21 protein-coding genes are annotated in these 17,830 nt (G+C 41.1%); 9 read left to right on the forward strand and 12 right to left on the reverse strand.

The features are described 5' to 3' along the window. Window positions 1-414 precede the first annotated feature (414 nt). Genes PTQ34_RS04480 through PTQ34_RS04495 form a run of 4 tightly spaced genes read right to left on the reverse strand, consistent with a single transcriptional unit; the run spans window position 415 to window position 3,825 of the window. A complete protein-coding gene (locus PTQ34_RS04480) occupies window positions 415-1,056 on the reverse strand; it encodes a thioredoxin domain-containing protein (RefSeq protein ID WP_273932327.1) in 642 nt (213 codons plus the stop codon). Next, a complete protein-coding gene (locus PTQ34_RS04485) occupies window positions 1,053-2,000 on the reverse strand; it encodes a D-2-hydroxyacid dehydrogenase (RefSeq protein ID WP_273932328.1) in 948 nt (315 codons plus the stop codon). The genes PTQ34_RS04480 and PTQ34_RS04485 overlap by 4 nt, the downstream gene beginning before the upstream one ends. After that, window positions 1,997-2,647: a UbiX family flavin prenyltransferase gene (locus PTQ34_RS04490; RefSeq protein WP_273932329.1), complete on the reverse strand. Its 651-nt coding sequence runs from the start codon at window positions 2,645-2,647 to the stop codon at window positions 1,997-1,999. Before PTQ34_RS04490 ends, PTQ34_RS04485 begins: the two co-directional genes overlap by 4 nt. Then, entirely contained in the window at window positions 2,644-3,825 is a 1,182-nt protein-coding gene (locus PTQ34_RS04495; RefSeq protein WP_273932330.1) for a glutathionylspermidine synthase family protein, read from the reverse strand. Before PTQ34_RS04495 ends, PTQ34_RS04490 begins: the two co-directional genes overlap by 4 nt. Before the next feature lie 107 nt (window positions 3,826-3,932). Here PTQ34_RS04495 and PTQ34_RS04500 point away from each other — a divergent pair, with 107 nt between their 5' ends. The 5 genes from PTQ34_RS04500 (at window position 3,933) to PTQ34_RS04520 (ending at window position 8,564) form a co-directional block, all read left to right on the forward strand. Beyond that, window positions 3,933-5,294: a nicotinate phosphoribosyltransferase gene (locus PTQ34_RS04500; RefSeq protein ID WP_273932331.1), complete on the forward strand. Its 1,362-nt coding sequence runs from the start codon at window positions 3,933-3,935 to the stop codon at window positions 5,292-5,294. A 42-nt stretch (window positions 5,295-5,336) separates the two neighbouring features. Beyond that, window positions 5,337-5,738 carry a FlxA-like family protein gene (locus tag PTQ34_RS04505; protein WP_273932332.1) on the forward strand — a complete coding sequence of 134 codons (402 nt, stop codon included), beginning with the start codon at window positions 5,337-5,339 and terminating at the stop codon, window positions 5,736-5,738. Between the two features lie 352 nt (window positions 5,739-6,090). Next, a complete protein-coding gene (locus tag PTQ34_RS04510; RefSeq protein ID WP_273932333.1) occupies window positions 6,091-6,567 on the forward strand; it encodes a peptidase associated/transthyretin-like domain-containing protein in 477 nt (158 codons plus the stop codon). 117 nt (window positions 6,568-6,684) lie between these two features. Next, complete coding sequence (locus PTQ34_RS04515; protein WP_273932334.1) at window positions 6,685-7,767, forward strand: NAD(P)-dependent alcohol dehydrogenase; 1,083 nt, start codon at window positions 6,685-6,687, stop codon at window positions 7,765-7,767. An 86-nt stretch (window positions 7,768-7,853) separates the two neighbouring features. Then, the gene (locus tag PTQ34_RS04520; RefSeq protein ID WP_273932335.1) at window positions 7,854-8,564 is read left to right on the forward strand and encodes a class I SAM-dependent methyltransferase; all 711 of its coding nucleotides are present in this window, start codon (window positions 7,854-7,856) and stop codon (window positions 8,562-8,564) included. A gap of 295 nt (window positions 8,565-8,859) precedes the next feature. On the opposite strand, the gene PTQ34_RS04525 is transcribed toward PTQ34_RS04520, so the two are convergent. The 7 genes from PTQ34_RS04525 to PTQ34_RS04555 form a co-directional block, all read right to left on the reverse strand. After that, a complete protein-coding gene (locus PTQ34_RS04525; RefSeq protein WP_273932336.1) occupies window positions 8,860-10,062 on the reverse strand; it encodes a saccharopine dehydrogenase family protein in 1,203 nt (400 codons plus the stop codon). 62 nt (window positions 10,063-10,124) lie between these two features. Further along, window positions 10,125-10,772, reverse strand: coding sequence for a GDSL-type esterase/lipase family protein (locus PTQ34_RS04530; RefSeq protein WP_273932337.1), 648 nt, complete (start codon window positions 10,770-10,772; stop codon window positions 10,125-10,127). Continuing rightward, a complete protein-coding gene (gene ung, locus PTQ34_RS04535; protein WP_273932533.1) occupies window positions 10,769-11,464 on the reverse strand; it encodes a uracil-DNA glycosylase in 696 nt (231 codons plus the stop codon). Before ung ends, PTQ34_RS04530 begins: the two co-directional genes overlap by 4 nt. A gap of 60 nt (window positions 11,465-11,524) precedes the next feature. Beyond that, window positions 11,525-11,878, reverse strand: coding sequence for a 50S ribosomal protein L20 (rplT, locus tag PTQ34_RS04540; protein ID WP_273930237.1), 354 nt, complete (start codon window positions 11,876-11,878; stop codon window positions 11,525-11,527). Window positions 11,879-11,986: 108 nt separating this feature from the next. Beyond that, window positions 11,987-12,178, reverse strand: a complete 192-nt coding sequence (gene rpmI, locus PTQ34_RS04545; RefSeq protein WP_273930236.1) for a 50S ribosomal protein L35 — start codon at window positions 12,176-12,178, stop codon at window positions 11,987-11,989. Window positions 12,179-12,386: 208 nt separating this feature from the next. Next, a complete protein-coding gene (mnmG, locus tag PTQ34_RS04550) occupies window positions 12,387-14,258 on the reverse strand; it encodes a tRNA uridine-5-carboxymethylaminomethyl(34) synthesis enzyme MnmG (RefSeq protein ID WP_273932338.1) in 1,872 nt (623 codons plus the stop codon). Between the two features lie 244 nt (window positions 14,259-14,502). Then, a complete protein-coding gene (locus tag PTQ34_RS04555) occupies window positions 14,503-14,670 on the reverse strand; it encodes a hypothetical protein (protein ID WP_273932339.1) in 168 nt (55 codons plus the stop codon). A gap of 63 nt (window positions 14,671-14,733) precedes the next feature. Here PTQ34_RS04555 and PTQ34_RS04560 point away from each other — a divergent pair, with 63 nt between their 5' ends. The 3 genes from PTQ34_RS04560 to PTQ34_RS04570 are packed head-to-tail and all read left to right on the forward strand — an operon-like array spanning window position 14,734 to window position 16,238. Next, entirely contained in the window at window positions 14,734-15,363 is a 630-nt protein-coding gene (locus PTQ34_RS04560) for a riboflavin synthase (RefSeq protein ID WP_273932340.1), read from the forward strand. Next, window positions 15,363-16,031, forward strand: coding sequence for a peptidoglycan editing factor PgeF (gene pgeF, locus PTQ34_RS04565; protein ID WP_273932341.1), 669 nt, complete (start codon window positions 15,363-15,365; stop codon window positions 16,029-16,031). Before PTQ34_RS04560 ends, pgeF begins: the two co-directional genes overlap by 1 nt. 12 nt (window positions 16,032-16,043) lie before the next feature. Further along, window positions 16,044-16,238 carry a hypothetical protein gene (locus PTQ34_RS04570; RefSeq protein ID WP_273932342.1) on the forward strand — a complete coding sequence of 65 codons (195 nt, stop codon included), beginning with the start codon at window positions 16,044-16,046 and terminating at the stop codon, window positions 16,236-16,238. A 499-nt stretch (window positions 16,239-16,737) separates the two neighbouring features. On the opposite strand, the gene PTQ34_RS04575 is transcribed toward PTQ34_RS04570, so the two are convergent. Further along, window positions 16,738-17,496, reverse strand: a complete 759-nt coding sequence (locus PTQ34_RS04575) for an exodeoxyribonuclease III (protein WP_273932343.1) — start codon at window positions 17,494-17,496, stop codon at window positions 16,738-16,740. A gap of 54 nt (window positions 17,497-17,550) precedes the next feature. Between PTQ34_RS04575 and PTQ34_RS04580 the strand changes: the two genes are divergently transcribed. Continuing rightward, the gene (locus PTQ34_RS04580) at window positions 17,551-17,772 is read left to right on the forward strand and encodes a helix-turn-helix domain-containing protein (RefSeq protein ID WP_273932344.1); all 222 of its coding nucleotides are present in this window, start codon (window positions 17,551-17,553) and stop codon (window positions 17,770-17,772) included. Window positions 17,773-17,830: the final 58 nt, after the last annotated feature.

The following is a 17,830-nucleotide window of genomic DNA, read 5'->3' on the forward strand; positions in this document are numbered from 1 at the left end:
CAAGCATCAAAAGACCAAAGCTAAGTGCAAATAGACTAAATTGCTTGTAGCGCAAAGATACTAGCAAGATTTTGTGAATTCCTAGAATAAATTCTAGGAATTCTAGATTTTGCCCTAGGAATTTTAGATTTTTTTGGGGTGCGGTGTAGTGCCCCCACATAAAAAAGAAATCCCCTAAAATCGGGTCAGTTGTTTCAAATAGCCAAAAAAATCATAAACTTAGAAAAATTCACAAGTTTTTAGGCTATTGTGAGCGAGATTATAGTATATTTTTAAAAAAAGTTTGCAAATCAAAATGAGATGTATTTTGATGAAAACTTAAATGAATTTAAGCTAGGGAATTCTAGAATTCCTAAGACAAATTCTGGAATTTCTAAGGTAAATTCTAGAATTCCTAGGATTTTGCAATAAAAACTATTTTGCTAGCAGTTCTTTTACTATATTTGTAAAATCCTCTTCGCTTTTTATCTGGCTATTTTCTAGCACATATTTGCCATTTACCACAAAGGCTGGCGTGCCTACGATTTTAGCTACTTCTAGCCCCTGGGCACTTCTTGCTAGATACGCTTTGCCAGCGTCGCTTTGGCTGTAGTTTTGGATATCATTTATGCTTACTATATGCCCAGCTTTTTCAAAGATAGCAAGAGCTGGTGCGTAGAACTCATCAGCACTCTTAAAACTTGCTCTAATCACAAAAGTCGCCTCAAAATACGCATCCATAATGCTCTTTGTCATGCTGCTCTCATCTGTGATAGCAGTTTCATTTTTAGTATCTATAGCCCCTGCAAAAGCCAAAATCTTAGCAAAATCAGCTCCAAAAGGCGCCATTTGCTCCACTTGCCACACCTCCACGCTAGCACCAAGCTTCTTAGCATTTGCTAGAGTGCGGGCTTTGTGATGATTATAGCAGTGAATGCAACCATAGCTAAAGACCTCTATTACGCTGCCATGAGCGTTTTGAAACTGGATATTATCAGGCAGCTCTTTATATTTAGCCCCAAAAACTGCGCTAGAGAGTGCAAAACTAGCAATTAGCGCAAAAAATATTTTTTTCATTTTCTCTCCTTTATAAATGTGCGGATGTTCTGAGCCACTAGTTCCATTAACGTTTTTCTAGCCTCTACGCTAGCCCAAGCGATATGTGGGCTAAGGCTAAGTCTGTCTTTGCGAATGACTTTTAAAAAGGGATGATTCTCCCTCATCGGCTCACGCTCAAGCACATCACTAGCAAAGTAAATCTCACGCCTATCGATCTCATCGGCGATCGCCTGCTCATCTACGATACCGCCACGGCCGTAGTTTGCTAAAATTGCGCCGGTTTTTAGCTTAGCGATTTCTTTTGCGCCAAAAAGCCCTTTTGTCTTTTCGTTTAGCGGAGCGTGAATGCTGATTATATCGCATTTTAGCGCAGTCTCAAAATCCACTTGTCGCCACTCTTTATTATCGTTTTTGCCTGATGTTGAGTAGTAGCACACCTCACAGCCAAAGGCAGCGGCTATCTTTGCCACTGCTTTACCGATATCGCCAAGCCCCACCACGCAAAAGCTCTTGCCAGCAAGTTCACGAATCGGTAGGTTTAAATGCGCAAAAAGCTCAGATCCAGCCCAGCCGTTTTTGCTAGTGCAATACTCATTATAATAAGCCGTGTGATTAAGCAGGGCAAGAAGATTAGCAAAGCATTGTTGCGCCACGCTATTTGTAGAATATCCTGCTACATTTTTTACCACAATTCCTAGCTCTTTGGCTGCCTCTAAGTCTACATTATTCATCCCAGTTGCTGTTAGCGCAATAAGCTTGATTTTGCTACCGCTTAATAGCTCTCTATCCATCAGTACTTTATTTGTGATGATGATATCAGCGTCTTTTGCACGCTCGGCTCGCTCTTTATATCTAGTAATTCCATAGCTAGTAAACTCGCCAAACTCTCTAAAAATGCTCACATCGCTATCAGGCCCTAGCGTATCACGATCAAGCAAAACTACTTTTAGTTTTTCACTCATATTTTCCACCTTTTAAATAAATTATTTTTTATATTTAAGCAATCAAGCCACTTGCCAATAATGAAATTCTCAGCATCATTTAGGCTTAAAGGCTTGCTATAATGCGCTATCATAGGCGGCGCAAACATCACGCCAAGGCCGCTTAGCTCGCTCATATGCTTTATAGACAGCGGCGAAAAGGGCATTTCTCTTGGGGCGATGATTAGCTTTCTTTGCTCTTTTAGCATGACAGCAGCAGCCCTTAAAAGTAGATTATCGCAGATTCCAGCAGCTACTTTTGCTAGGGTGTTTGAGCTACAAGGGGCTATTATCATCGCCTCATAGCCGCTGCTCCCACTAGCTGCGGCGTCGCTCATATTGCTTTGGATATCTATTTTTTCATGCAAAAACTCTTCAATTTGCAAGAAGTTTTCATTAGGAATTCTAGAATTCCCTAGATTGTCATTAAGAATTCTAGAATTCCCTAGATTTTCCTTAGGAATTCTAGAATTCCCCAAATACTCCCACGCTTTTTCACTCTTAAATGTTACTCTTGCGCCATCGCTTATTATAGCGCAGACTTCGTGCCCAGCAGCTAAGATTTCATTTGCTGCTCTTATGCCAAGATGAACGCTACTTGCGCCGCTAATTCCTACTATGATTTTCACACTATTATATGCCCTACAAACTTTGAGTAATTATCTATGATTTCTCCGCCTTTGCGAAAGCCTAAGGCACAGCCCTCAAAGGCAAAAAACACGCCTGCTTGATACTTTTGCCCTTTTGCGTCTTGTGGTAACTCGGTGTATTCTTGGTATAAAAACTTTTGATTGCCGTATTCTCCATCATTTTGCGCTAGTATTTCTCCATTTGCGCCCAGCACACTTACATTAGCACCCTCTCTTGCTAAAAATGGTTTTTTTACGCAGGTTTTACCAGAAAGTGGCTCATAAGAGCTTTCTAAAAGCAAGGGATGATTTGGGTAGAGATCCCACAAAATCTTCATTATGCCCTTGCTTTGAAATAGCAGAGTATAAGCAGGATTTAGTATGATTGCTTTTTGGTTTGCGATTATATTTTCTAGTCTCAAGGCTAGCTCGCCTTCTTCAATAGCTATGCTCTCCCAAGGAATAAGTTTAAATAAAAACTCATAATTTTCGCCCTCCATAAACACGCCATTTTCATCATCAAAGGCGATTTCATGGATATAAGCAAAGCGAGTTTTATACCCAGCGTGCGTGGCTGCTGCTTGAAGCAATCTAGTAGTCTGCTCGTCTTCGACGCTGCCCTCCAAGCAAGTAAAGAGAATCTTAAAATCATTTTGCGCTAGCATATCCTCAAAGCCGCTAGTATCATCATCAAGCGTTAGTAGTCTTTTGAAGTTTTCAACTAATCCGTCAAATAAGTCATTAAACTGCGCACTCTCATCAAGTCCATTTTGCTTTAGCATCGCCCATTGTAAAATCGCAGTCTCAAAGACAGCCGTTGGCGTATCAGCATTAAACTCAAGTAGTTTTATAGGCTTACCATCGATGCCGCCAGCAAAATCAAAACGACCATATAAATGCCAGTGAACATCATTTTCCCAGCTTGCTTTTATTAAATTTACTAGGTTATATGGAATTCCTAGTTCGTGAAAAAGATTATTATCTATCACATGCTGGGCTGCGGCTACAAACATATCATAAAGCTCATTTGCTGCCTCGTAGTAGCGTTCGCACTCTTCGCTACTAACCTCTACAAGCTCGCCAGGCACATAGCGGCTGCCGTCAATGTCGCTATGCCACGCAAAGCCTATGCTTTCTAAATAATCATTTTTAAGTGGTGCAATTTGTTGTATTTTCATCTTTTGCCTTTTGATTTTTTGCTATTCTACTAAAAATTTACGGAATTTTAGCAAATAAAGAATAATTTTTGCTAGAATTTCGCAAAAAATTTTCTTTAAGGACAAAGATGAATCCTATCCTAAACACAGATAGTTACAAACTCTCGCACTACTTACAATACCCACCAGAGCTAAAATTTATTAGCTCATACATTGAAAGCCGTGGTGGTAGGTGGAATAGGGTGATTTTTTATGGTTTGCAGGCTTTTTTAAAGGCGTATTTGAGCCAAAAAATCACCGCTGATGATATAAAAGAAGCAAAAGAGTTTGCCGCCCCACATGGTCTGCCTTTTAATGAAAAAGGCTGGGAATATATACTAAAAGAACACGGCGGTGCCCTGCCGCTTCGCATAGAAGCAGTAGCTGAGGGCTCTGTTGTGCCTACTGAAAATGTCCTAGTTCAGATGCAAAACACAGACGCAAATGTGCCTTGGCTTGTTGGCTGGGTGGAGACTGCGCTACTTAGAGCCATTTGGTATCCAGTAGCAGTAGCTACAAATAGCTATTTTTGTAAAGAGCTAATAAGCCGTTTTCTAAGCGAGACTGGCTCGCCAAGCGAGATTGATTTTAAGCTACATGATTTTGGGGCTAGGGGAGTTTCTAGCTTTGAGAGTGCTGGCATTGGCGGCTCAGCTCATTTGCTAAATTTCAAAGGATCAGATACGATTTCAGGTGCTTTGTTTGCTAGGCAGTTTTATGGGGCAGATATGGCTGCTTTTAGCATACCAGCTAGCGAGCACTCTACCATGACAGCATGGGGCAAAGAGCGTGAAAATCTAGCTTATGCGAACATGAGCGAGCGTTTTGGAGATAGTGTTTTTGCCTGTGTGATTGATAGCTACAATATAGAAAATGCGATTTTAGAGTGGAGCAAGCTCATGCCAAGCATAAAAGAGCGTGGCGGCAGAGTCGTCCTTCGCCCTGATAGTGGCAATCCAGTAGCTATGGCTATACTTTGTATTGAAAGGCTTATTGAGCTAGTTGGGGCTAGAAAAAATGAAAAAGGCTATCTTGTTTTGCCTGATTTTGTGCGTGTTATATATGGCGATGGCATTGAGCTTGAGCGCATTGGAGATATTTTAAGCGAGCTTAAAATGCGTGGCATTAGTAGCGATAATATCGCTTTTGGTATGGGTGGGGCTTTATTACAGCACCTTAGCCGTGATACTCTGCGCTTTGCTATGAAAGCCTCAGCTGTCTCAAAAGACGGCATAAACTGGCAAAATATAGCAAAAGAGCCTATAAGTGATCCAAGCAAACACTCTAAGCCAGGCCGCCTAGCCCTCGTGCGTGATGGTAAGCACTGGAAAACCATACGCTTAGATGAGCTAGCAAGCGAGCAAAATCAGCTTGTGCCAGTATTTGAAAACGGCAAAATACTGCGCGAATATAACTTTGAAGAGATTAGAGCTCGCATATCAAACGGCTAAATAAAAGGGCTTTTGCACCGATATAGAGCCAAAGGAGCTAAAATGGAAATACAAAATAATCTCTCAAATGCAAGCAACATCACAGTATCAAAACCTAGTAGAGAAAACCTTGGCGATGATGAGAAAACTGGCTTAGAGCGAGTAAGCGAAGCCATAGAACAAGGCAGACAAATGCGTGAAGCTATAAGTGGCGATGATGAAGATGATAAAAAAGAAAGTAGCGCAGGTAGTGGTGGAACGAGCGAGCTTGCTAAGAGCATAGAAAAAATGATAAAAGTCCTTGAAAAGCAAATAAAAGCTCTAATGAGCCAGCTTAGCAAAACTGATGATATGGAGCAAAAACAAGCCTTACAAAGCCAGATTAACGCCTTACAATCGCAAGTGATGAAAATGCAAGCCCAGCTACTAGAGCTTGGCGGCGATGTGCTAAGTATAGAAGCCTAAGGAATTCTAGAATTCCCTAAAATTCGTCATTGTGAGGGAGCAGAGGGAGCAATCTCTTTTTAGGGAATTCTAGAATTGCTTAGAATTCACCACCTGTGTCATCCCCCGACTTGACCCTAGGATCTCTGCACTAGGGAATTCTAGAATTCCCTAACCGCAAAAAAGCCCTAGGGAATTCTAGAGGGAATTCTAGATTTAGCGCAGTGTTTTTGGCTTGCGGCAGCTGTAAAAAAGCCCTAAGCAATTCTAGAATTCCCTAAATAACTACTTAAAATAAAAAGTAAAATTTGCCTAAAATCTCTATTATTTTTGCTATAATTTTGCTTTCACAAAACCAAAAAAGGATAAAAAAATGTTAAAGCAATTTTTCGCACTAAGCGCAGTTATCGCAGTTTTTAGCGGCTGTGCTACTATAAATAAGCAAGAATACGCCCAAGAAATAGAAATCCGCAGCCTACCTAGCAACGCAACACTTGAACTAGTAGACCACACAAGCGGCGAGCGCAAGGTGCTAGGCAAAACCCCTATTAGCATAGATATCAAAAAAGAAGGCGGCTTCATGAAAAGCCGTCGCTACAGCATAATACTCGCAAAAGAAGGCTACAAAACAAGAGAGTTTGCGCTAGATGCTGATGTAAACGGCTACTACTCGTGGGGCAATCTACTAGGCCCTAGCATCATCGGCTGGGCTATCGTAGACCCTGTAACTGGTGCTATGTGGGAGTATAAAGCCGCAAAAGCCGAGTATGTAATAAACACAGAAGGCGGCATCGAAGTCATGTTAGAAGACGATGTAGCCGCACAAAAAGCCCTTCGCAAGAAAAAATAATATTTTCATCTAGAATTCCCAGGAATTCTAGATGAAATCGCTAAAATTCATAAAAACCCTTGACTCACACTAGGTGTAATGCTGTATAATCCTAAAAAATCTACAAAAGGAGCAAAAATGAGTGATTTTAAAAATGTAAAAGCTGGCGAGCGTGTGCCTTTTAAAAGCTATGCTGTGGCTGATAAAAACGCAAAGTTTAAGCTTTGGCAAGGTAGTCGTCATGCTATGGGCGAACACGATATAATAATAGAAATCAAATACTGCGGCATCTGCCACAGCGACATCCACAGCGCAAAAAGCGAGTGGCACGAGGGCATCTATCCTATGGTGCCAGGACATGAGATAGCTGGGCAGGTTGTAGCTGTGGGCTCAAAAGTAACGAAGTTTAAAGTAGGCGATTTTGCTGGAGTTGGCTGCATGGTAAATGGTAAATGCGGCTGTCCAGCATGCTCTGCTGACATGGAGCAGTACTGCGAGGAGGGCAAAACAGTCTTTACCTATGACTGCGCTGATATCTACCACGGAGGCGAGCCTACATATGGTGGATATAGCGATAATATCGTCGTTCGTGATGAGTTTGCCGTAACTGTGCCAAGCAGTGCTGATCTAGCCAGAGTTGCGCCGCTGCTTTGCGCTGGGATCACGACATACTCGCCGCTAAAACGCTTTGGCATCCGCCCTGGGCACAAAGTAGCGATCGCTGGCTTTGGCGGACTTGGGCTAATGGGCGCAAAATACGCACTGGCAATGGGTGCTGAGGTTAGTATCTTTGCTAGAAATCGCAAAAAAGAAAAAATCGCAAAAGAGCTGGGCTGTAAGGCTCTATATGACAGCACAGACGCTAGGGCCATAGGCGAGCGTTTTGATTTTATACTTTGTACGATTCCTGCAAATTATGATTTGAGTGCTTATGTTAGGCTTTTAAAACACGGCGGAGAGTTTTGCGTGGTGGGCTTACCACCGCTTGGAGAGCGTCCTAGTATGGATGTGGCTGAGCTTGTTTTTGCTGGGCAAAAGAAGCTCTCAGGCTCGTGTATAGGCTCTATGAAAGAGACCCAAGAAATGCTTGATTTTTCTTTAAAAGCAGGGATATTGCCAGAAATACAAGTGGTTAAGGCAAATCAAATTGACTGGGTTTATGAGCAATTACTAAGCGGTGCTGGCGATTTTCGCTATGTAATTGATATGAGTACATTATAAGATTCTAGGGAATTCTAGAATTTCTAAGCTAAATCACTAGGAATTCTAGAATTTCTTGGTATTAAATTATTTTCAAAGGATTGCAGATGTCAAATACAAATAGTTTAGTGGGGGGGGGTGTTAGCTTAGAGCATATAAATGCGCTAAATAACAACATTATAGCAGTTTATAAAGAAGTTAATTTTATAAAAACTTTGCTTTTAAAAAACTCAAATATTAATAATATTTTTGATACCATTTACGAAACAAATGCTTGGGGCAATGGTAGCGGAAGCGGTAGCAAAGAAAGTTTAAATGTCGAATATGTATCATTTTTACAAGATTTTTTTAAGAAATTCAATATAAAAACTATAAGTGATGTAGGTTGTGGTGACTGGCAATTTAGCAAAAACATAGATTTTAGCGGTATTTCTTATACAGGATATGATGTAGCAAACTTCGTAATTACAAGAAATTTAAAAAACTTCTTGGCTCATAATATAAACTTTATTTGTTACGATGGAGATTTTGATAAAGTTAAGGACGCAGATTTGCTAATTTGTAAAGATGTTTTACAACATTTAGATAATGATAAGATTTCACATTTTATCGCAAATTTGCCACGCTTTAAATACGCTTTGATAGCAAATGATTTGCTTGACTCGCCTAGCTTAAACGCTCAAATCAACACAGGTCAATACAGACCACTTGATTTGCGAAAAGAACCTTTTAATCTATCTTGCGAGCCTGTTTTTTGGATAAAAAGAATGCCAAAAGAACCTGATATTTGCGTAATGCTCTGGCAAAATAACAAATAAACACTTTGGGCTTTTGACAATCTAGAATTCCTAGGAATTCTAGAATTTCTAAGCTAAAATCACTAGGAATTTTAGAATTTCTGGACTAAAATCTAGAATTCCTAAGTAATTAACTTAAAAAATACCCCCATAACCCCCAAAACACGCACAAACTAAGAGTGCTAATTATAAGTTTTTTTGTTCTTTTAAAAGTAAGATTAAAAGCGAAATATAGTAATTTTTACTTAAATATTTTTAAAAATAAGCAATATTTGGTTTTTGGACTTTCTATTATAAAACTCCAAAAACCAGCCTTTTAGCAAGGCATTTCAATCATTTCCCACGGCAAGCCATTTGCGTTTAGCTCGTCCATAAATGGCTTTGCTTCAAACTCTTCCATGTTAAATACACCCTTGCCTGCCCAAATGCCCTTTGCTACTAGCTTTGCGCCTATCATCGCAGGCACGCCAGTAGTGTAGCTTACAGCCTGCGCGCCAGTTTCAGCATAGCAGTCTTCGTGCTGGCAGACATTGTAGATATAGACTTTGCGAGGTTTGCCGCCCTTGGTGCCACTTATCACGCAGCCTATGTTTGTGCGGCCCTTAGTCCTTGCGCCAAGCGTGGCAGGATCAGGTAGTAAGGTCTTTAAAAACTGAATAGGCACGATTTTTACGCCATTATGCTCGACTTCGTCAATGCGAAGCATACCGACATTTTCTAGGCATTTCATATGGCGCAAATAACTCTCGCCAAAGGTCATAAAAAAGCGAATTCTTTTTAAGCTTGGGATATTTTTAACAAGGCTCTCTAACTCTTCGTGATACATCAAATAGCTCTCACGCTCACCGACCTTTGGATAATCCCAGCTAAAATGCTCGCTTAGAGGCTCAGTTTCTATCCACTTGCCATTTTCGTAGTAGCGGCCTTTTGCGCTTACTTCACGCAGGTTTATTTCAGGATTGAAGTTTGTAGCAAAAGGATATCCGTGATCGCCTGCGTTACAATCTAATATATCAATCTCAGTTATCTCATCAAAAAGATTTTGCTTAGCATACGCACAAAACACATTTGTAACACCTGGATCAAAGCCAGAGCCAAGCAAAGCCATGAGACCAGCGTCCTTAAACTTATCATGTCTTGCCCACTGCTCTTTATACTCAAAGTGCGCAGTATCAGGATGCTCGTAGTTTGCGGTGTCAATGTAAGGAATTCCAGCCTTTAAGCAAGCATCCATCAAAGTAAGGTCTTGATAAGGCAAAGCTAGATTTAGCAGTAAATCAGCTTTTATTTCTTTAATAAGGCTTGCGACTGCGGCTGTATCATCAGCATTAACCTCGGCTGTGGCTATATCCACGCCCACTCGCTCTTTTATGAAAGCGGCTATTTCATCGCATTTGCTCTTTGTTCTGCTTGCTAGCGTGATTTTAGAAAAAGCCTCGCCCTTTGCCATAGTCATTGCTGATTTTACCGTAGCTACGCGCGAGACGCCACCTGCGCCGATTATTAGTAAGTGTTTCATTTTTGCCCTTTTACGAAATTTTGCGGAATTCTAGTTTAAACGCACTTAATAAGCAATAAAATCTAGTATTTTTTCAAGATTTCATTTAGCCAGTTAGCGACTGCTGGTGCTAGCTTTGCGTGGTCTTCTTGGCTTAAATGAACGCCGTCTTTTTCCTTAGCTTTGCCTATGATTTTTATAGCGTCTATAAAAAATGCGTTATTTTCATTTGCGATTTTTCTTAGCTCATCGTTAAAGGCCAAAGAGTATGATTTTAGCACCTCTGCACCCTTTTCATCGCCAAAATCTAGCAAAGGCGGAGCGATGATAAGTAGGCTTTTTATGCCTTGTTTTTTAGCATAAGTGATAAAATTGCTAAAAGCCTCTGCTGCCATATCTGGCTTTGCGCCGATTAAAAGGTCATTTGTGCCTAGCATAACGACTAAAATATCGGCTCTCTCAGCCCTTAAAGTCTCTTTTAGAGCCTTAAAGCCGTTAAAATGCTCGCTAGGAAAATCAAGCCCTATCGTGCGACCTGGCAGCGCATTTACCCTAATATCAGCTTTTTTATTTAGAGCTTTTGAAGCAATAGCCCAATATAGCTTGTTCTCATCGTGCGCGCCACCTTGATTATCAGTAGTGCCAAAGGTGTTTGAATCGCCAAAAATAAGCACTTTTGGCTCGGCACAAAGCGCACAAAGCCCAAGGCAAAGTAGTAGTAGTTTTTTCATAACTCTCCTTTTAAATCCCAGTTTATAGGGGAAATTCCGTGATTTTGTAAGTAGGCATTACACTTTGAAAAAGGCCTTGAGCCAAAAAATGCGCCTCTTGCTAGTGGGCTAGGGTGAGCAGCGCAAAGCACTAAATGCTTAGAGCTATCAATCAAACTTGCTTTGCTTTTAGCAAAATTCCCCCAAAGCATGAAAACTAGGTGTTCTTTTTGCTGGCTTAGAGTGCTTATCACAGCGTCTGTAAAGACCTGCCAGCCAAAAGTGCTATGAGAATTGCTAGCCCCAGCATTTACGCTCAAAGTGGCATTTAGCAGCAGCACTCCTTGCCTTGCCCAAGGTGATAAATCGCCGCAAAAGCCGCTAGTTTCAATGTTTACGTCGCTACTAAGCTCTTTAAAGATATTTTTAAGACTTGGTGGGATTTTCACGCCCTTTGGCACAGAAAAGCTTAGCCCCATCGCCTCGCCTTCGTTAATATACGGATCTTGCCCTAAAATCACGCATTTTACAGCGTTAAATGGCGTTAGATTAAAAGCATTAAAGATTAGATTGCTTGGTGGATAGACTTTGTGCGTGGCTTTTGCTTGTAGTAATTTTGCTTTTAGCTCGCTAAAATAAGGGCTTAAAAACTCAGCCTTTAAAGCCTCTTTCCAGCTTGGCTCGATTTTGATATTTTCAAGTGTTATAGAGATATTCATAAATAAAAGGGCGGAATTCTAGAATTACTTAGGGAATTCTAGAATTCCTTGTGATTATAGAGCTTTTTTTGCTAGCTCTACGACTTTAGCAAATGCGGCTGCATCGCTCATAGCTAGGTTTGCAAGCACTTTGCGGTCTAGCTCGATATTTGCTTTTTTAAGCCCGTTCATAAAACGAGAGTAGCTAATATCATTTAGGCGGCATCCAGCATTGATACGGATGATCCAAAGACGGCGGAAATCACGCTTTTTAGCCTTTCTGTCACGGAAGGCATAGACTAATGAGCGCTCTAATTGCTCTTTTGCTTTTCTAAAATGTTTGTGGCGTGCGCTGAAAAATCCACGCGCTAATTTTAAGACTTTTTTGTGTCTTCTACGGCGAACTACGCCTGTTTTAACTCTTGCCATTTTATTATCCTTTTATGTGTGGCGCCCTTTAAAAGGGACTTTGCCGAAGCGGCGGTTAAATTAAATCTAGAATTCTAGAATTTAGAATTCTAAAAAACCTCTTTTAGATTATTTGCAAAGCATTTTGCGAACGCTAGCTTCGTTTGTGCTATCTACATATTGAGAGCTGCGAAGATTGCGTTTTCTTTGCGGTGATTTTTTAGTCAAAATGTGAGAGCGAAACGCTGAACCGCGTTTGATCTTATTTTTGCCTAATTTAAAGCGTTTTGAAGCGCTTTTTACCGTTTTCATTTTTGGCATTTGCGTATCCTTTCTTGCTAAAATAAAACTCGCAATTATAGCTAATTTTGCTTAAATTCTGCTTTTTGTATAGTTAAAAATAGCGAATTTTAGTGTGGGCTTAGTGTGCCAAAAGCTGGCTGTGTGCGGCGCAAGATAGAACAAATAGTTCATCGCAGCGCTAGCACATAGCTAGATTTTGGTGCAATAAGTCCGCAATAACAATTTGCTAATTTTTGCCACGCTCTACCATTTTTATCGCAATTTGTAGCACTTCTATTGCTGCTGGGGTTATGCCACTGATTTGCAAGGCTGAGCCAAGCGTGGCTGGGCGGTGAGCTTTTAGCTTTGCTCGTACTTCATTGCTTAGACTTGGCACAGCATCGTAGTCTAGCATACTTGGTATTTTGCTATCATACAAAGCACGCATTTTTGCTACTTCATCTTGTTCTTGTAAAATGTAGTTATGGTATTTTGCCTGTGTTAAAATCTCATCAATGCTCTGCTGATTTAAAGGCGCAAAAAACTCATGTAAAGTCCTTAATTTCTCAGCGTTAAAGCTTTTTCTAGCCACGATTTTTTGTAGGCTTGCGTTTGCGTTTATTTTTTCTTCGCCAAGGTTTTTTAGCATAGCAAGTGTGGCTTTATTTGGCGTTACAATAGTGCTTGTAAGTATCTGCATGCCACGCTCTAGCTCATTTTTTAGAGTTCTTACACGCTGTATTTGCCCCTCGTCAATTAGCCCAAAATTATACCCATACTCACTAAGGCGCAAATGCGCATTGCTCTCACGCAAGAGCAGGCGAAACTCAGCCCTACTTGTAAACATTCTATAAGGCTCGTTTGTGCCCTTTGTAACTAGATCATCAATCAGCACACCTATATATGCCTCGTCCCTGCGCAAAACAAAAGGCCCATCTCCACGAAGTGCTAAAACTGCGTTAATGCCTGCCATTAGCCCTTGTGCGGCTGCCTCTTCGTAGCCTGTGGTGCCATTTATCTGCCCTGATAGATAAAGCCCCTTTATAGCCCTAGTCTCCAAGCTATGAAATAGCTGCGTAGGCTGGGCAAAGTCATACTCCACAGCATATCCTGGGCGAGTGATTTTAGCATTTTCTAGCCCTTTAATCGATCGTAGCATAGCGACTTGGACATCATAAGGTAGGCTGGTTGAGAGTCCATTTAGATAGTACTCGCTAGCATCTTTTGTCTGTGGCTCTATAAAAACATGGTGGCGAGAACGCTCAGAAAACTCATAAATCTTTGTCTCTATGCTAGGGCAGTAGCGTGGCCCAGTGCTAGAAATCTGCCCTGTAAACATCGGTGCTCTATGAAAGTTTGAGCGGATTATCTCATGTGTTTGCTCGTTTGTGTATGCCACGTAGCAAGGCAGCTGCTTTGGCACAAAGCTCTCACGCTTGGTGCGAAAGCTAAATGGACTTGGTCTCTCATCGCCATTTTGGCACTCTAAAACGCTAAAATCAATGCTCCGCCCTAAAACCCGTGGGCAAGTGCCAGTTTTTAGCCTGCCTAGCTCGATGCCTAGCCCCCTTAGGCTTGCGCTTAACTCCCCGCTAGCTAGCTCGCCCACTCGCCCTGCGTTTTGCGTGTTTTGCCCTACATGGATCACGCCTTTTAAAAAAGTTCCTGTGGTAATTATGAGTTTTTTACAGCTATATTCGTTGCCTATGCGTGTTCTAATGCCCTTTATTTCGCCTTTGCTAGTTAAAATTTCAGTGGCAATTTCTTGGCTTATATCTAGATTTTGCGTGTTTAGCAGCAGATTTCGCATGTATATGCGGTATGCGTCCATGTCTATTTGAGCTCTTGAGCCACGCACAGCAGCGCCTTTGCTCTCGTTTAATATGCGAAATTGCAGCCCTGAGCTATCTGTGGCTAAGCCCATCACGCCACCAAGAGCGTCAAGTTCTTTTACCAAATGCCCTTTAGCAAGGCCGCCTATTGCTGGGTTACAGCTAGCAGCACCGATTTGCTCGCATAAAGTGGTGATAAGTAGCGTTTGTGCGCCCATTTTTGCGCTTGCGTGAGCGGCTTCAATGCCAGCGTGGCCGCCGCCGATGATAATTACATCATAATTCATAAATTACCTTTATAATAAGGCTTCGTCTCGCACACCATCTGCGACGAAACTTTAAAAAAACTTCGCTTGACGCACGACAAGTGCGCCTGCGCTCGTTTTTTCTCAGTTTCGCCACATCTGGCGCACGATACTAGAAGCCTTAAATTATCTATTTTTTTTGGAATTCCGTAAGAATTCCGTAAGAATTTTAGAATTCCGTAAAAATTCCGTAAGAATTCTAGAATTCTATCTCGTGCGTTTTCATTTAAGCCTTGGCTATGCGTTTTTTTATCATTTTTCTGGCTTCTTTAATGCTGTAATGCTTGAGCTTGCCAGCCTTGCTTAGCTCATAGACTTCTTTTAGTCTTTTCGCGTCATCATCGCTAAGATAATTTTTTACAACTATATCGCTATTTGCGACAATTTTGTCCATTTTTTGCCCTTAAAAATTATAGATTTTTCGCAATTATAACAAAAATTTTACTATAATTGCGCTATGTTTAATGGTTTAATAAAAGATTTTGGAAAAATTATCTCAAATGATGGTAAAACGCTAAATATTGCTTCTAAGCTAGAGGTGAGCATGGGGGCTTCTGTGGCGGTAAATGGTGCTTGTCTAAGCGTGGTAAAGTATGATAGCAAGGGTTTTTGCGTGGAGCTTAGTAGCGAGAGTGCTAGCCACCTTGCGCTTGAAAATCTATGTAGTGGCGCCTTAGTTCATCTTGAGCCTGCCTTGCGATATGGTGCTAGCATTGATGGGCATCTTATTCAAGGACATATTGACGCTATTGGCAAGCTTATAAGCACGCAGGTTCGCCCTAGCGGTAGTGATTTTTTTGTGCGGCTGCCTGAGCATATTTTGTCTTTTGTAGCGCACAAAGGCAGCATTGCTATTGAGGGTGTGAGCCTTACGATTAGCGAGATTAAAGGTGATATTATCCGCCTTAGCATTATCCCTATTACGCTAAAAGACACGCTTTTTGGCGAGTTTAAGCAGGGTCGCAGACTTCACATTGAAACTGACCTACTAGCTCGCTATGCAGCCAGAGTTTTGGAATTTCAAACTAGAATTCCAAAGCACGAGCTTAGCTGGGACGAGTGCGAGCTGTATTCTAGGCTGTTTTGATGATAAATTTTGGTTTTAGCTCTCGCTTTGGCGGGGTTTCAAAAGCACCATTTGATACCTTAAATCTTGGCTTTCACACTGGCGACGAAGCAGCAGCAGTGGCAAAAAATAGAGAGCTTTTAAAGCGTGAAATAAAGGCTGGTAGCCTAGTTTTTATGGAGCAGATTCACAGCGACTATGTGCTTGAAGTAACAAGCGAGAATTTAAGTAATTTTGCTAAAACTGCGCCAAAGTGCGATGCTCTTTTTACCAGGCTTTTAAATGTGGGGCTATGCGTGATGGTGGCTGATTGTGCGCCGATTGTCGCTTGTGATGAAAAGCAGGGCATAATCGCTGCAATTCACGCTGGCAGGGCAGGGGTGTGTGCTAAAATACTTTCAAAGTGCGTGTTAGAAATGAAAAGCGAGCCAAAAGACCTTAAAATCATCATCGGCGCACATATAAAAGGCTCTTGCTATGAAATAGGCGATATGAACTTGGGCGAGTTTAACGCTTATAAAAATGGCGGATTTTTTGACATCACAGCAGCGCTAAGGGCTGAAATAAACGCGCTTGGCGCAACAAACTATGAAATTAGCGAAATTTGTTCGCATTGTGATAAAAACTACTTTTCATATCGCAGAGATGGCAAAACCGGTCGCTTTGTCGGCTGGATAATAAAAAGATAAAAAAAGGCAAAAATGGATCCAAAACTAGCGATGATCGCCGCAAATGGCGCAAAGTTTGGCAATGAAATGGCGCAAAACTCAGCTTTAATGAGCACGCTTTTAGAGAAAAAAAATCTAGGCTTTAAAAGTGATGATTTAAAGGCTATTAGTGAAGTTTTTTACGCCCTTGATGAGGTGAAAAAAAACGCTCAAATGAGTGGAGACTAAAATATTTATTCTAAAATTAAAAAGATTTGGCAGGGGCGGTGTTAATGGAGAATTCTCTTTTGGGAATTTTAGTTTTGGAATTCTAGTTTTTGGGAATTCTAGAATTCTCTGCGTCATTGCGAGGGAGCAATCTCGTTCAAAATTCCGTCTAAAATTCCGTCATTGGGGGGCAAAGCGAGCGAAGCTAGGAATTCTAGATTTTATCTAAAATTCCCTACTATGTCATCCCCCAACTTGACTAGGGGATCTCTATACGGAATTTTAGCAATGACGGAATTTTAGACGGAATTTTAGAATTCTCTGTGATTAGATCCTAGGGTCAAGTCGGGGGATGACACAAGGCTTAGGGAATTTTAGTTTTTGGGAATTCTCTTTGGGAATTCTAGGCTAATATTTATAATCTTATAAAATATAAATTATAAAAAAATACCCCCTAACCCTGGGCCAGCGGATGCGAAGTAAAAAAACTCTATGCTAGAATTCCTAGGAATTCTAGATTTTATAAATCAATCTCAAGCATGACAGGACAATGATCTGAGCCTGTAATATCAGCTAGAATATCTGCATTTTTGACCTTTGGGACAAGGTCGCTGCTAACAAAAAAGTAATCAATCCGCCAGCCCACATTTCGCTCTCTTGCGCCTGCGCGGTAGCTCCACCACGAGTAGCGGTCTTTTTCATCGCCACGCACGAGCCTGAAAGTATCTACAAAGCCAGCAGCGATAACATCATCAATCCACGCACGCTCAATGGGCAAAAATCCACTCACATCCTCATTTTGCTTAGGGCGAGCAAGGTCGATTTCACGGTGGGCGGTATTTACATCACCGCAGAAAATCACGCTTTTACCAGCTTTTGCAAGAGCTTTAATATGCGCCAAAAACTTAGCGTAAAAATCCATTTTAAAAGCTAGCCTTTCATCGCCACTTTGCCCATTTGGAAAATAAATGTTAAAAAGATGAGTGTTGCCAAAAACATGCTCTATCACACGCCCTTCATCATCATCAAAAAAGCGAGCATTGAAAATCTCGCTTTTAAAGTTTGAAAGAGTTGCCACGCCTGAGTAGCCAGCACGCTTTGCGCTATTTACATAAAGCGTGTTATAGCCAAGCTGGCTAAAGTCTTTTGGCAGCTGCTCGGCTTTTGCCTTGACCTCTTGAAAGCCGATAAAATCAGGCTTTGCCTGCTTTATCCACTCTAATGCGCCCTTGCTTGCGCACGCCCTTGCTCCATTTACATTCCACGAAATTAACTTCATTTTTTACCTTTGATTTTTATAATTTTGCTACAATTATAACAAAAAGGCTGAAATTTGGAAGCGATTTTAAGAGCATTTTTGGGTAAAAAATATGATATTATGAAAGTTTTGGCTGATAACGCAGGTGAAAACGGTATTTGCTTGCTTACTATAGCGCAGGTCTGCGAGCTAGCAAAAGCTAGCAAACCCACGGTGATCGCGTGTTTTAAAGAACTTGAAAGCAAAGGCGTTTTAAAACGCCTTAGCAATGGGTGCTATGAGATAGTAAGGGGCTAAATATTTTTTATATAGCTTTGCATGCTAACAGCGACGCTTAGCGAGAAAGCCCTATTTT

This window comes from Campylobacter magnus, from assembly GCF_028649595.1.
Classification (GTDB): domain Bacteria; phylum Campylobacterota; class Campylobacteria; order Campylobacterales; family Campylobacteraceae; genus Campylobacter; species Campylobacter magnus.